The 12,712-nt window shown below is 73.1% G+C and carries 13 protein-coding genes and 1 pseudogene; 4 read left to right on the top strand and 10 right to left on the bottom strand.

What is annotated here, in order from left to right; all coding sequences use genetic code 11:
- Positions 1-951: 951 nt before the first annotated feature.
- Positions 952-2,187, bottom strand: coding sequence for a helix-turn-helix domain-containing protein (locus ABGB16_RS32165; RefSeq protein ID WP_347671838.1), 1,236 nt, complete (start codon positions 2,185-2,187; stop codon positions 952-954).
- A gap of 212 nt (positions 2,188-2,399) precedes the next feature.
- Between ABGB16_RS32165 and ABGB16_RS32160 the strand changes: the two genes are divergently transcribed.
- The 3 genes from ABGB16_RS32160 to ABGB16_RS32150 all read left to right on the top strand — a co-directional run bounded on the left by ABGB16_RS32160 (position 2,400) and on the right by ABGB16_RS32150 (position 4,011).
- Positions 2,400-2,696 (top strand): hypothetical protein, encoded by a 297-nt coding sequence (locus tag ABGB16_RS32160; RefSeq protein ID WP_347671837.1) that lies wholly within the window; start codon positions 2,400-2,402, stop codon positions 2,694-2,696.
- Between the two features lie 336 nt (positions 2,697-3,032).
- Positions 3,033-3,332 carry a hypothetical protein gene (locus tag ABGB16_RS32155; protein WP_347671840.1) on the top strand — a complete coding sequence of 100 codons (300 nt, stop codon included), beginning with the start codon at positions 3,033-3,035 and terminating at the stop codon, positions 3,330-3,332.
- The gene (locus tag ABGB16_RS32150) at positions 3,322-4,011 is read left to right on the top strand and encodes a uridylate kinase (RefSeq protein WP_347671836.1); all 690 of its coding nucleotides are present in this window, start codon (positions 3,322-3,324) and stop codon (positions 4,009-4,011) included. Before ABGB16_RS32155 ends, ABGB16_RS32150 begins: the two co-directional genes overlap by 11 nt.
- Here ABGB16_RS32150 and ABGB16_RS32145 read toward each other — a convergent pair.
- The 4 genes from ABGB16_RS32145 to ABGB16_RS32130 form a co-directional block, all read right to left on the bottom strand.
- Entirely contained in the window at positions 4,008-4,913 is a 906-nt protein-coding gene (locus tag ABGB16_RS32145; RefSeq protein WP_347671835.1) for a hypothetical protein, read from the bottom strand. The two genes, ABGB16_RS32150 and ABGB16_RS32145, sit on opposite strands and share 4 nt — an antisense overlap.
- 77 nt (positions 4,914-4,990) lie before the next feature.
- Entirely contained in the window at positions 4,991-5,371 is a 381-nt protein-coding gene (locus tag ABGB16_RS32140) for a nuclear transport factor 2 family protein (protein ID WP_347671834.1), read from the bottom strand.
- A 20-nt stretch (positions 5,372-5,391) separates the two neighbouring features.
- Positions 5,392-5,844 carry a GNAT family N-acetyltransferase gene (locus ABGB16_RS32135; protein WP_347671833.1) on the bottom strand — a complete coding sequence of 151 codons (453 nt, stop codon included), beginning with the start codon at positions 5,842-5,844 and terminating at the stop codon, positions 5,392-5,394.
- Positions 5,845-5,888: 44 nt separating this feature from the next.
- The gene (locus tag ABGB16_RS32130; protein WP_347671832.1) at positions 5,889-6,665 is read right to left on the bottom strand and encodes a hypothetical protein; all 777 of its coding nucleotides are present in this window, start codon (positions 6,663-6,665) and stop codon (positions 5,889-5,891) included.
- 50 nt (positions 6,666-6,715) lie between these two features.
- Here ABGB16_RS32130 and ABGB16_RS32125 point away from each other — a divergent pair, with 50 nt between their 5' ends.
- Positions 6,716-7,516 carry a methyltransferase domain-containing protein gene (locus tag ABGB16_RS32125; protein ID WP_347671831.1) on the top strand — a complete coding sequence of 267 codons (801 nt, stop codon included), beginning with the start codon at positions 6,716-6,718 and terminating at the stop codon, positions 7,514-7,516.
- Between the two features lie 185 nt (positions 7,517-7,701).
- Here ABGB16_RS32125 and ABGB16_RS32120 read toward each other — a convergent pair whose 3' ends face one another.
- The 5 genes and pseudogenes from ABGB16_RS32120 to ABGB16_RS32100 all read right to left on the bottom strand — a co-directional run bounded on the left by ABGB16_RS32120 (position 7,702) and on the right by ABGB16_RS32100 (position 12,451).
- Positions 7,702-9,762: a glycogen debranching N-terminal domain-containing protein gene (locus ABGB16_RS32120; RefSeq protein ID WP_347671830.1), complete on the bottom strand. Its 2,061-nt coding sequence runs from the start codon at positions 9,760-9,762 to the stop codon at positions 7,702-7,704.
- Positions 9,762-10,130, bottom strand: coding sequence for an SCP2 sterol-binding domain-containing protein (locus ABGB16_RS32115; protein ID WP_347671829.1), 369 nt, complete (start codon positions 10,128-10,130; stop codon positions 9,762-9,764). The genes ABGB16_RS32120 and ABGB16_RS32115 overlap by 1 nt, the downstream gene beginning before the upstream one ends.
- Positions 10,131-10,293: 163 nt before the next feature.
- Positions 10,294-10,710, bottom strand: coding sequence for a CBS domain-containing protein (locus tag ABGB16_RS32110; protein ID WP_347671828.1), 417 nt, complete (start codon positions 10,708-10,710; stop codon positions 10,294-10,296).
- 87 nt (positions 10,711-10,797) lie between these two features.
- Positions 10,798-11,239 (bottom strand): annotated as a pseudogene (locus tag ABGB16_RS32105) (PPOX class F420-dependent oxidoreductase).
- A gap of 189 nt (positions 11,240-11,428) precedes the next feature.
- Positions 11,429-12,451, bottom strand: a complete 1,023-nt coding sequence (locus ABGB16_RS32100; protein ID WP_347671839.1) for an aspartate-semialdehyde dehydrogenase — start codon at positions 12,449-12,451, stop codon at positions 11,429-11,431.
- Between the last annotated feature and the right edge of the window lie 261 nt (positions 12,452-12,712).

Below are 12,712 nucleotides of genomic sequence, written 5' to 3'. Positions count from 1 at the left end.
ACCGCACAAACACGACTGGAGCAAGCCGACCAACGATCGGCGGCTCCCACACACCCGCCGACTCACCCCGACATCGAAATGATCAACCGGTGACCGCCGCCAACCGCGTCGGTGGATCAAGGCTGAGTCGGCTCTCGTGTGTCACACCGACCGCGCCCTCGGTCGGCGGACACCGCCACAGTGGCGCAGTTGACCCAAGCTCGCCCGGCACGGACCCGGCTCCCGAGGTCGGAATTGGCCACCGGCGGCCACCCCTCCCCCTCCCAGGTGAGCGGTTGACCTGACCTGATCGGCTATGGAGCCGGCTCCTGGACGACCGGCATGCTTCGCGCGGCCACCGCCCCCATGCTTGGGGCTTGCCGCGCGAACCCGGCGTGTCCTTTCCTGCGCCGCGCTGCTCAGGCGCGGCGCGGCCGGCTGCCGCCGAACCTCCACCACTCTGCCCGCTATCCCGTCTGCGGCGGCCCCGGGGCTCCCTGCTCTCCGCGCCAGCCGCCGGGCGTCAGGCGTGACGGCCGCAGAGCGACAGCGGCAGAGCGGCCGGCGCGCGCCCAGGCGGCGGCGCGTGCGGCCCGTCAGGGCCGCCTTGATAGACGTACAGAAAGTTTGAACGGGCTCGCTCATCGGCACGCGCTCATCGGCATCACCCGACCCCTGCAGGACGCTGGAGATTACAGCGAGTAATGCCGCCAACGCCATTCACTCGGCCCGCAGCCTGCCGACCATGGAGCTATTCGTGGTGCGAAATGCAGGCTGCCAGAGAAAGAAGAGATGGCCAGAGCGAGAGTTTTCGCAGCCAGGTAAGCTACTGAAAGCAGGGACCAGGGCCTGAATACCACTTCTAATCCCAAGGCCGCAGGTTCGAATCCTGCCGGGCGCACTTCAGGAAGCACCGATTCGGAGCGGGACGGTATGCGTCCACTCGTACCGCCGGCACCTGGTCTCAGTTGGCTACCGGCAGTACGCCTCGAAAGCGTCGCGTAGTTCGGCCGCCTCACAGATGCCGCTCGCTTCCACGGCGGTCACCACCTCCGCCGCGCGCCAACGATTCGACGGCACGATTCGGCCGGAACAGATCGCGGCGAGTGCCGTTCCGCTGGCCTCGTCGGCCTTGCCCACGCTCAACAGGGCGAGGCTGAGGTCAAGCTTCGCCGACGCGATCCGGCGAGGGCGACGTACCCCGTCCGACGCTCGTTCCAGTTCGGCGATCGCCTCTCGGGCCATGCCCTCCGCCGCCGGGTCGCCTACCCAGGACAAGGTGGTGGCGGTGTACGAGAGCGCCTTGTTCGGGTCGTAACGGTAGTGGTGTTCCGGCCCCTCTGGAGCCGGCAGCGGTGCCACCAGTCGGCCGAGTCGGTCCAGGCACCGCCGCACCTCAACCGGCTCGCCCATACGCGCCTGGGCCCGCCCCTCCTGCGTGGTCGCCTGGAGGTGGGCAGAGCTGCCGTGCGGAGCCATTTCCTGCGCCTGCCGGGCAAGGTCGACCGCCTCGCGGTAGTTCCCGTCCGTCAGCACGTCCCACGCCCGGGTCTCGACGCACCAGGCCGCCAGTTCGTCGTGTCCGGCCTCCGCGGCGAGTCGCATGGCGGTGTCCAGCCTCGCGCCCCCGGCCGCCCGCTGCCGCAGGTCGATGTGCAGGGTGGCACCGAGCAGGGAGAGCCATCCGCCGACCACCAGCAGTCGCCGGTGCTGCCGCAGGGTCTTGCGACCGTCGACAAGCTGCCGGAGATAGGCCAAGTGCTGGCGTACCCGGACGATGAGCTGCTGCGGGGACGTCCGGGCGTACGCCATCGCCAGTTCGTCGACGACCCGTTCCAACCGGTCCAACGTCTCGTCGCTGACGTCGCTGGCCTTGACGCGGCGAGCAAGCTCCAAGGCGTCCAGCTCGTCATCGACGGCCGGCGCCGACACCTCGGCGGGAGCACCGCTGGTGGGGGCCAGCAGTGTCTGGACATCGGCGGCCTGAGTCAGCAGATGGAACCGCGACACGACCTCGGGAGCGGCACGATGGAGGGCGGTGTCCAGGGCGGCCTGCATTTCAGGCCCCGGGATGGCCTGACCCGCCTCCCACTTCGATACCGCGCGTTCGCTGACACCGAGGTACGGGGCGAAGGCACGGACACTCATCCTCAGCGCCTCACGCAGCGCCCTGGTCTCCCGACCCGACCATCGGCGAATCGCGGTCACCGGAATCTCCCTGGCTGGTTGGCCGGTGCGGCATCTGTGCCGCAACTGTGCGGCACCTGTACCGACTGTAGTCACTACCGGACCCAGAGGTCGAGCGCGAGGCTCAATCCCAGGCCCGGGGCGGGTGCCGGGTCACCGGTCGGCGGCAATAGTCGGCTGACTGCCCCCGCCCGCTCCGGTGCCGCAATCCCAGAAACGAGGGAGGGAACGGCGTGAAGTCAACGGTCGAGGAGCCGGTGGACGCGGTGGAGAGGGTGCTCGGCGAGGTGCCGGTGCCGCCGTACGTGACGCAGCAGCACGTGCAGCTCGCCGTGCGGGCCGTGCTGCAGCACGGGCCGGAGTCGTGGCCGGCCGGCGAGCTGTGCCGCAGCGACCTCACCCCGTACCCGTGTCGGCTGCACCGGTGGGGGCGGGCCGTGCTGCGTACCCGGGGCATGACCGACCGGACCGTCGACGACCTGGTGGCCCGCGCGCAACGGCCGGCGCGCGTACCCGATGGGCGGCGCTGAGATGTGGCCGCGCCGGCGACGCGACGCCCAGCCCATCCCCCTCGCCCCGCGCCACCGGCGCACCTGGCGCGGGTGGCGGCGCTGGTGCTCCTGCGGCCTGCGCTGGGCCACCTGCCCCGACCGCCACGCGCCAGTCCCGACTGAGCCATGTGAATCTTGGTGCCAAGTGGCCCCTGGAGGGGCCGTTTCATACCAAGGTTCGCGCGCAGTCGGCCACCCGAGCACCAACACCCGACGCAACAGCCGCCCGCGGGACGAGGCGAGCCGCGCCAACCCGCAGATCGGTCGCGTCGGCCGGCTCACCCCGGCGCAGACCTGGCGGGCCAACGGCGGGCACTGGTGAGCCCGCCACGCCCGCACCTGCCGATCCGCCCGCTGTGGCTGTGCCGCGCCTGCGCCGCACCCTGGCCCTGCGCCACCGCCCGACTCACCCTCCTCCACGAGTACGCGCGCGACCGCGTCGCGCTACTCGTCTACCTCGGCGGGCAACTCCACGACGCGGCCGACGAGCTGTACCGACTCAACCCGCACGACGGGCCGGAGCCCGCGCAGCTCTTCGACCGGTTCCTGGGCTGGGCGCTCATCCGCCGAACGGGCGCCGCATTACGTTCGGCGGGTGGTACGCATGGAACGTGAGCTACTGCTGGCGCGCCTGGCCGACGAACTCATGCGCCGGCGGGTACCGCACACCCTGCGGGTTGCCGTCGACGGCCCGGACGCGGCGGGGAAGACCCGCCTGGCGGACGACCTGGCCGACCGGCTGGGCGCGCAGCGAGAAGTGATCCGGCTCAGCGTCGACCGGTTCCACCAGCCGGCTGCCGTCCGGCGGCGGCGCGGCTCCCTGGCTCCCGAGGGCTACTACCTGGACTCGTTCGACCACGACGCCATCGTCGGGTCGGTGCTGCGTCCGCTCGGCCCCGGAGGCGACGGCGAGTACCTGCCCGGAACCTACGACCACCGGGCCGACGAGCCGGCGTCGCCGCGACGCCAGCGGGCGCGAAAGGACGCGATCCTGCTGTTCGACGGGGTGTTCCTGCTCCGGCCAGAACTCCGCGACTTCTGGGACGTCACGCTCTACCTGCACGTCGAGCCCGAGGTGACCCTGCGACGCGCCCTCGTACGCGATCTCGACTTGTTCGGGTCGGCCGCCGTCGTCGAGCAGCGCTACCGCGGCCGGTACCTGCCGGGGCAGGCGCTGTACCGGGCGGAGGTGCGACCGCTCGACCGGGCGGACATCGTGCTGGACATGTCCGACCCGCTGGTCCCCGCCATCCTGCGCTGGCGGGACGACGGCGAGCCGAGCGGGCGAGGCTAGACCGGTTCGGCGTCGCGGGAGGCGGTCACGGCCCCGACCGCGAACAACGCGGTCCCCGCGAGCGCCATGCCGGTCCGGAGCGCCGCCGACACGTCCGCCCAGCCGACGGCCGACATGCCCGCCGAGCGGGCCGCCGACACGGCGACGCCAGCCTCCAGGAAGGCATCGTCACTGCTGTTCGTGAACCTCCACCAGGTGGACCAGATGTTGGTCAGGTCGTCGAGGATGACGGCAGACGAGAGCGCGATCAGCAACGCCCCGAGCGGCACGAGCGCGGCCCGGTCGGCGCGCGCACCCGACAGCGCCAGCGTCCCCGCCGCCGCCAGGGTGGCCAGCAACGCCGGCCACCCGGCCCCGAGCAGGCCGAGCAGCGGGGCGCCGTCGACCCGGGACCAGACGTTCACGCCGACCACGGCGAGCAGCAGTACGGCGACGACCCCGGCCAGCCAAGTGCCCTTCGACCCCCGCCGAACAGGTAGGGCGATCACCGCCACCGCGAGACAGAGCACCTGGAGCAACAGGCCGACGGCGGCGAGCCGCTCCTGGTCGATCGCCTGCCGCCACTGGTCCAGGATGGTCGGCGGAACCTGGACCGGACCCATGGACGCGCCGCCGCCGTCCATCGGCGCGTAGAAGGGGGTCATCCAGCGGATATCGGCCGGCTGTTCCGGCAGCCACCAGAGCCTCACGACCATGAGCACCGCGAACAGCCCGACGCCGGCAGCCAGCGCCGGGCGTGCCCGCGGCACTGCCGGCCGGGCGAGCAGCACGTACCCGACCAGCGCGGCCGACGCGGCGAGACCGTACTGCGCGGCGGCCCGCTCGGCGGAGAGCAGCGCCGCCAGGGCCGACAGCGCGCCGGTCCCGACGGACACCGTCAGCAGGACGCGAGTGGGGCGCACGGTCCGCGATCATGCCATGGACGGGCGGACAGCAGCGACCGCTGCCCGGACCGGACAGCCCTGGCCCAGTCCCACACCTATCCCGCGGCGGTCCGCTCCGGCGGCGAGAAGGGCCACTCCTCGAACGAGCGGCACCGCCCGTCCCCGGCGAAACGCATGATCCACACATCTCGGTACTCCTGGGCGACCGGGTCGCCGTACCGGACCTCCAGCCGCGCCACCGCCGTGTCACCCTCGACCGCCACGACCTCGGCGGTCATCCGGAACACCTCGTCCGGGCCGTCGCGCTCCGCCTCCCACATGCGGGCTATCGCCGGCAGGCCGACGACCGGTGTCCGGTAGGGCCCCTGCCGATAGCTCGCGTCCTCGGTGAAGATGCCGGCGAGCGCGTCCGTCCCCGGCGTCCGCCACGCCCGCTCGTAGGCCGCGATCCAGTCGGCCACCAGTTTCCTGTCCATGAGGCACCAGCCTGCCGGGATCAGCGGGTGTCCGGCGCCATCCGCGCAACTTCCCCGAAGATGTCGCCTCCGCCGCGCGTCGAGGGCGCAACTTCCCCGAAGTTGCGCGCCCCAGCGCGCTCCCCGGTGGTCTCCCCGCGCCGCCGCGCCTCCTCGCAGACCGCCCGGACGGCGAAGCGCCCGTACCCGCGCCCCTGGCGGTCGGCGGCGATGTTCAGCCGCCACAGCCCGGACCGCAGGTCCGTCGGGTCGTCCGGGCGCCACTGGATGCGGAAGAAGCCCATCAGGAAGCCGACCAGCTCGTCGCCGTCGTAGACCAGCCGGGGCCAGGCGATCTCCCCCCACGCGTACGCCTCGGCCAGCGACGTGGCGACCGGCTCGACCAGGTGCTCCTGGTCCGGCCGTACGCGCAGCTCGCACGCGGCCTCGACGGTGTCCGGGGTGATCTGTTCGAGGCGCGGCGAGGAGGGCATGGCGCGCACCCTACCGGCGCGACTGCCACCGCCTCGACCCGAATTCAGCCTGGCAGCGCCGCGCGGATCCGGTCGAACGTGGCCAGCAGGTGGCCGCCGTCGCCGGGCAGGACGAGCCCCAGGCAGTGCACCTCCAGGTCGCCGTCGAGGTCGGTGTCGACGGCGAACACGGGCGCGCCGACGTACCCGTCGGGCAGCTCCGCGTCGAGGCGGACCGCGTCCCCGTCCCGGACGACGCGCTCGATCGCCAGCTCCAGCGGCCGCCGGGTGGCGGGGTCCTCCCGTACGCCGTGGGCGAGCACGAACGCCGAGGACGGCTGCGGGCCGAGGCGGGCGATCCGGTCCGCCCCGGCGGCGAGGCCCTCGGTGACGTGCTGGGTACGCCAGCGCCAGCCCCGCTCCCGCGCATGCTCGTGCAGCACCGCCATCGGCAGGATCGCGGCCCCGATGTCCGGGCGGTGGGCCCAGGCCGGGGCGAGGTCGGCCAGGTCCACGGCGTGGCCTGCCACGCCGGTCGGCTCGGTGACGCTGCCGCGCAGCACGATCTCGCCGGCCGGGGCATGGGTGAGCGCGTCGGCGGTGAGCAGGTGCTCGCCCGCCGGGCCGGCGTCGAAGAGGAACGCCGTGCCGGAGCCCGCGGGCCCGTCGACCGGCAGGATGGCCCGGCCGAGGATCTGGCAGAGCCGGTAGGCGACCTCGTTCTCGGCGTCGGCGTCGAGCAGCACCGGCCGAGGGTACGCCAGCGCCGGCCGCGCCCGGGCGCCGACGCCGGTTTCGGCGGGCGCGGCCGAGGAGCGGGACCGGCCGCGGTCCCGCAGCACCCGCACGAAATCGGGGCGACAGCATCCGCCGCCGTCGGCACCATCGACGCATGCCACCGCGTCGACCGGCCGAGCCGGACATCGTGCGCTACTACACGGACGTGTACACCGAGGCGGACCGGTTGCACCGCACGCCACAGGGGCGGCTGGAGTTCGCCCGTACGACGGAGTTGCTGGCCCGGTCGCTGCCCCCCGCACCGGCCACGGTGCTCGACGTCGGCGGCGGCCCGGGGGCGTACGCCGGGTGGCTGGCGGCGTACGGGTACCGGGTGCGGCTGCTCGACCTGGTTCCGGCGCACGCGGCTGCCGCGCGCCGGAACCACCCGGCGGTGCCCGCCGGCGTCGCCGACGCCCGCCGGCTGCCGTTGGCTGGCGGCTGCGCCGACGCCACCCTGCTGCTCGGCCCGCTCTACCACCTCACCGATCGCAAGGACCGGGTCGCGGCGCTGCGGGAGGCGGCCCGGGTCACCCGGCCGGGCGGCCCGGTGATGGCGGCGGCGATCAGCCGGAGCACCCAGATCATCGACCTCGCCCGCCAGGGCCGGGTCGACGAGGTGACCCGGGCGGCGGTGCTCGCCACCCACGCCACCGGCGTCAACGACCCGAGGACCGGATTCACCACCGCCTACTTCCACCGCCCGGAGGAGCTCGTCGCCGAGTTCGCCGCGGCGGGACTGCCGGCGCCCCGGCTGTACGGGGTGGAGGGGCCGCTGTGGCCGCTGCTGGACGCGCTCGACGTCGGGCCCGCCGAGCGACTGTTCCGGGACGCGGTCGACTGCGCCCGGGCGGTCGAGTCCGACCCGGCCGTGCTGGGCGCGAGCTGCCATCTGCTCGCGGTGGCCCCGGCCTGACGGGCGGCCAGCGACCTGGTCACCTGCGCCCCGCCGAGGTCGCGTACGGCGAGGGTCGGGGCGCCGGGGACGGTGTGTTCACGCATCGCGACGGACCGGGCGCCCTCCGCGTGGGAGGGTGCCCGGTCCGAGAGGCCCCCGCCGCCGGAGCCGACGACACTGGCGACGCCGGCGGCGGGGGCGGCTCAGGCGGCCAACTGGTGCAGGTCGAGCCGGCCCCGGGCGAAGGCGTCCACCCTGCCCCAGCGGCCGGGGATGTCCAGCACCTCGATCCGGCCCATGCCGACCGGCAAGCGCGGCTCCACCCCCAGGTGGCCCTCGTGCGGCTCGAGGCCGAGCATGGTGCGCAGCAGCAGCATCGGCGTACCCGTCGACCAGGCCTGCGGGCTGCACGCCGTCGGATACTCCACGGGGAACTTCGTCAGCTCGCGCGGGTACCCGCCGAACGCCTCCGGCAGCCGGCCGTCGAAGTACTGGGCGGCGGCGAGGATGCCGTCGGCGATGGTCGCGGCCTCCTCGGCGAACCCGTACCGGCGCAACCCCCACGCGATGAACGAGTTGTCGAACGGCCAGATCGTGCCGTTGTGGTAGCCGATGGGGTTGTAGCGGACCTCCCCCTCGGCCAGCGTCCGCACGCCCCAGCCGGAGAACAGCCGCGGCCCCACCAGGTGCTGCGCGACCTTCTCGGCCCGGGCGGGGTCGACGATGCCGCTCCACAGCAGGTGGCCGATGTTCGAGCTGAGCACGTCCAGCGGGCGGCCCTCCGGGTCCAGCGCCAGGGCGTAGTACTCCCCGTCCTCGACCCACCAGTCCCGGTTGAACCGCTCCTTCAGCTCCGCCGCCTCCCGCTCCAACTGCTCCGCGTACGCCGGGTCCTGCCAGAACTCGCGGGCCAGCCGCGCCGCCCGGATCTTCGCGTCGTACGCGTAGCCCTGGAGTTCACAGGTGGCCCGCGGATAGCCGGGCAGCCGGCCGTCGCGGTACGACAGCGAGTCCCAGGAGTCCTTCCAGCACTGGTTCTCCAGACCCGTGTCCGTGTTGCGCCGCTCGTACCAGATGTAACCGTTGCCCACCAGGTCGGCGTGGTCGTCGATCCAGCTCAGCGCGGCCCGGCACTCCCGCTCCAGCTCCTTGACCAGTGCCACGTCACCGGTCCACTTCTCGTACTCGTCGAGCAGCACGACGAACAGCGGGGTGGCGTCCGCCGTCCCGTAGTACGGCGAGTGCGGCTGCTCCTCGAACGCGGCGGTCTCGCCGTACCGCATCTCGTGCAGGATCCGGCCCGGGTCCTCGTCCCGGAAGTCGTCGAACCGGGTGCCCTGCAACGAGGCGAGGATGCGCAGCGTCGTGCTGGACAGGGCCGGGGCGAACGGCAGCACCTGGAGGCAGGTCAGGATGCTGTCCCGGCCGAACATCGTCATGAACCAGGGCAGGCCCGCCGCCGGCAGTGTCGCCCCGCCGAGCGACAGCGGCGAGAAGCGCAGCGCCGCGAGGTCGACGAGGCTCCGCCGGTACGTCCGTTGCACGTGCTCGCACTCGGCGTTCACCTTCGGCGCGTTGGCGACCCACTCCCGCAGGTCGTGCTCCAGGGCCACCCGCTCGCCGCCGTGCGCGCGCAGCCCCATCCGCAGGTCCCGCCCGCCCAGGCCCAGCGCGTACGTCCGCACGTCGATCTCGGCCACCCACTGCTCGTTCGGCTCGAGGTGGATGCTGTACGCGAAGCCGTCGCGGTCGTACCGGGCGGGCTTGGACGAGGTGATGATCGTTTCCCGCGTGAAGTTGCCCCGCCGGTAGCCCAGCCGCAGCCGGTCCGGCTCGGCCTCGGAGTAGATCTCCCCCTTCTTGTGCACGATCTCGTCCTTGACCTGGAACAGGTCGGCGAAGTCGGAGCCGGCGTCCATCCGGACCTCCAGGTCGACCGCCTTCTCGTCGTGGTTGAGGATGGTCAACTGCTCGTGGAAGCTGCCGCCGACGGTCCGCTCCCGGACCACCGACAGCTTCGCGTCGATGTAGTGGGTGGCCATGCCCGGCACCAGGAAGAACCGTGCCTCGTAGTACTGCAGGTCGTCGTACGACAGGGCGGTCAGCCGCTCCCCGTTGACCGTCAGCACCCACTTCGACAGAAACCGGGTGTCGAGCGAGAACAGCCCCGTCGGCTCGCTCGGCGTCGCCTCGATGTCGCCGGTGTCCTCCGAGACCACGAAGGTGCTGCCGTCCAGGATCCGGATCGTGTTGGTCTGTGCCATCAGCGCGCCTCCCTCTCGAAGACCCGGCGCGGCCCGTGACTGTCCGGCGGCCCGGGAAACAGCCGCTCCACCTGCACGACCAGTCGGACGTCACCGGTCACCGTCATGTCCCCGCGCAGCCACGCCGCGATGCCGTCCTCCCGGCCGGAGGCGAGCTTCTCCAACAGCTCCGGGCAGATCCCGACGACCGTGTCCGCCTCCCGGTTCTCCTGGCTCACCCGCAGGTTTCCCCGGTCGATCGCCACCAGCCAGTGCGTGGTCTGCGCCCCCTCCTGCAGGTCGAACCGCAGGGTCCCGGACGTCTTGGCCAGCAGCGGCTCGTACCCCCGCCGGTGCAGCCCCTCGAAGAACCTGGTCACGTCCGTCATCGGGTCGCCCCCTCCCGTCGATCGCGGCGTCCGACGCAGCAGAAGGGTCCCCGCGCGGGGCGGGGTCAACCTCGCCCGGATCGGGTGAGCGGGGCCGGCCGGTCCACCGAGACGCGACGCCGGCCCCCTCGGGCGGAGGGGGCCGGCGCGCCGCGGCGGACGGTCAGTTGTTGGGGTCGTCCGCGCTGATGTCCGCCAGCACCGACTGCGGCTCCCGCTCGACCGCGAGGTCGCCCATCGAGACCAGACCGACCAGCCGGCCGTCGTCGACCACCGGCAGGCGGCGTACGGCGTACGTGCGCATCAGGTCGGCGGCGGCCACCGCGTCGTCGTTCTGGCTCACCGTGACCACGTCGCGGCTGATGATCTGGTTGAGCCTGGTCGAACTGGGATCCATGCTCTCGGCCACGGCCCGGACCGTGATGTCCCGGTCCGTGACGATGCCGACCACGGCGTCGCCGTCGGTCACCACCACGTCGCCGATGGCGCTGTCGCGCATCTCCCGCGCCGCGGCCGTGAGTGAGTCGTTGCCGTTCATCGTCACCAACCGGGTCGTCATGAACTCTCCGACCGTTGTCATGGTGCTCCCCTCTCGGTGTCGGCACCGCCGTCTACCCGCCCCTCGGGGCGGGGTAACGCCACGGCGGCACCGGGCGGGCGGAGCGGGTCAGCCGCGCGGGGCCATGCCGTAGAGGCGCTCGACGTACAGCCGCAGCACCAGCCGGCGCTCGGCCACCATCGCGGCCCGGAAGTCCTCCCAGTCCGGGTGCTCGCCCTGCACGCCCCCGGTAGAGCCCCACCAGTTCCTCGACCGTCGGGTCGTCCGGGCGCTGCGCGACCGGGGTCAGCTCGGCGCGCGCCTCGGCGACCGCGTACGACCAGCCGTCCTCGCTGCTCACGTGGAAGCTGGCCCGGGGGTCGCGGCGCAGGTTGGCCGTCTTCGCCCGCCCGTCGGTAACCGACACCCGGATCAGCATCCGCTCCCGGTCGAAGGCGTAGACCACGTTGGACAGTTGCGGCCGGCCGTCCCGCTTGACGGTCGCCAGCACGCCCAGCCACCGGCCGGCGACCAGGTCGGTCAGGGCCTGCCGCTCGGTCTCGTCCGCCATCGAAGCCTCCGCGTCGCGTCGTGGATGTCGCCTCCATCCAACCCGACGCAGCGCCCCGCAGGCCGGCACGGCGCCCCGCCAGCCTGGCACATCCGCACAGACTCCCGGAAAGAGTGGCCATCCGGCGCGGAACAGCCACTCTTTCCGCGAAGGCGGGCGTTCGACCTCCGGCGCGGACAGGGCCGCCGGTCAGCGCGCGGCGGCGACCAGTTCGGCGATCTGCACCGCGTTCAGCGCGGCACCCTTGCGGAGGTTGTCGTTGGAGCAGAACAGGGCGAGGCCGTGCTCAACCGTCTCGTCGGCCCGGATCCGCCCCACGTACGTCGGGTCCTGGCCGGCGGCGGTCAGCGGCGTCGGGACCTCGGCCAGCGCCACCCCGGGCGCGCCGTCGAGGAGTTCGCGGGCCCGCTGGGGGGTGATCGGCCGCGCGAAGCGGGCGTTGATCTGGAGCGAGTGGCCGGTGAAGACCGGGACCCGGACGCAGGTGCCGGACACCTTCAGCCCCGGGATCTCCAGGATCTTGCGGCTCTCGTTGCGCAGCTTCTGCTCCTCGTCGGTCTCCTCGGAGCCGTCGTCGACGACCGAGCCGGCGAGCGGCAGCACGTTGAACGCGATCGGCCGGGCGAACACCCGCGGCGCCGGAAACTCCACGGCCGCGCCGTCGAAGGTCAGCCCGGTCGCCTGCTCGGCGACCTTGCGGACCTGCTCGTCCAGCTCGGCGACGCCGGCCAGGCCGGCGCCGGAGACCGCCTGGTACGTCGAGACGACCAGCGCGACCAGTCCGGCCTCGGCGTGCAGCGGGCGCAGCACCGGCATCGCGGCCATCGTGGTGCAGTTGGGGTTGGCGATGATGCCCTTCGGGCGGTGCGTCGCGGCATGCGGGTTGACCTCGGCGACGACCAGCGGGACGTCCGGGTCCGTCCGGAACGCCGACGAGTTGTCGATGACGACCGCGCCGGCCGCGGCGACGCGCGGCGCCAGTTCCTTCGCCGTGCCCTTTCCGGCGGAGAAGAGCACGATGTCCAGGCCGGAGTAGTCGGCGGTGGCCGCGTCCTCGACCGTCACCTCGCCGTCGCGCCAGGGCAGGGTGCGCCCCGCCGACCGGGCGGAAGCGAACAGCCGCAGCTGCTCCGCCGGGAACTGCCGTTCCGCCAGCACCTGCCGCATCACGCCACCGACCTGCCCGGTGGCCCCCACAATGCCGATCCTCATGCCCGCGAGGCTACCCAGCCGCGCGGGCCACCCGGGAACGCTTTCCCACCGCCGGGCCCGGCCCACGCCCCGCCCGACCTGCCCGTCCGCCACAACGACCGCCCGCCGGGGCCGTCGCCGACGGAAGATCCCCGGCGGATCCCCCGCCCCGCCGCAGCATCCGCCGCCCCGCTCGACCGGGCCGCCGCCGACGCCCGCGAAGGCCGCCGCGCCGAGCGCGTCCAGGTCGATCCGCTCCAGGTCGCCGGCGACGATCAGCGT

The sequence above is a fragment of the Micromonospora sp. B11E3 genome, assembly GCF_039871625.1.
Classification (GTDB): Bacteria; Actinomycetota; Actinomycetes; order Mycobacteriales; family Micromonosporaceae; genus Micromonospora.
The sequence above is the reverse complement of the archived record's forward strand: the minus strand, read 5'-3'. Positions and strand labels throughout refer to the sequence as shown.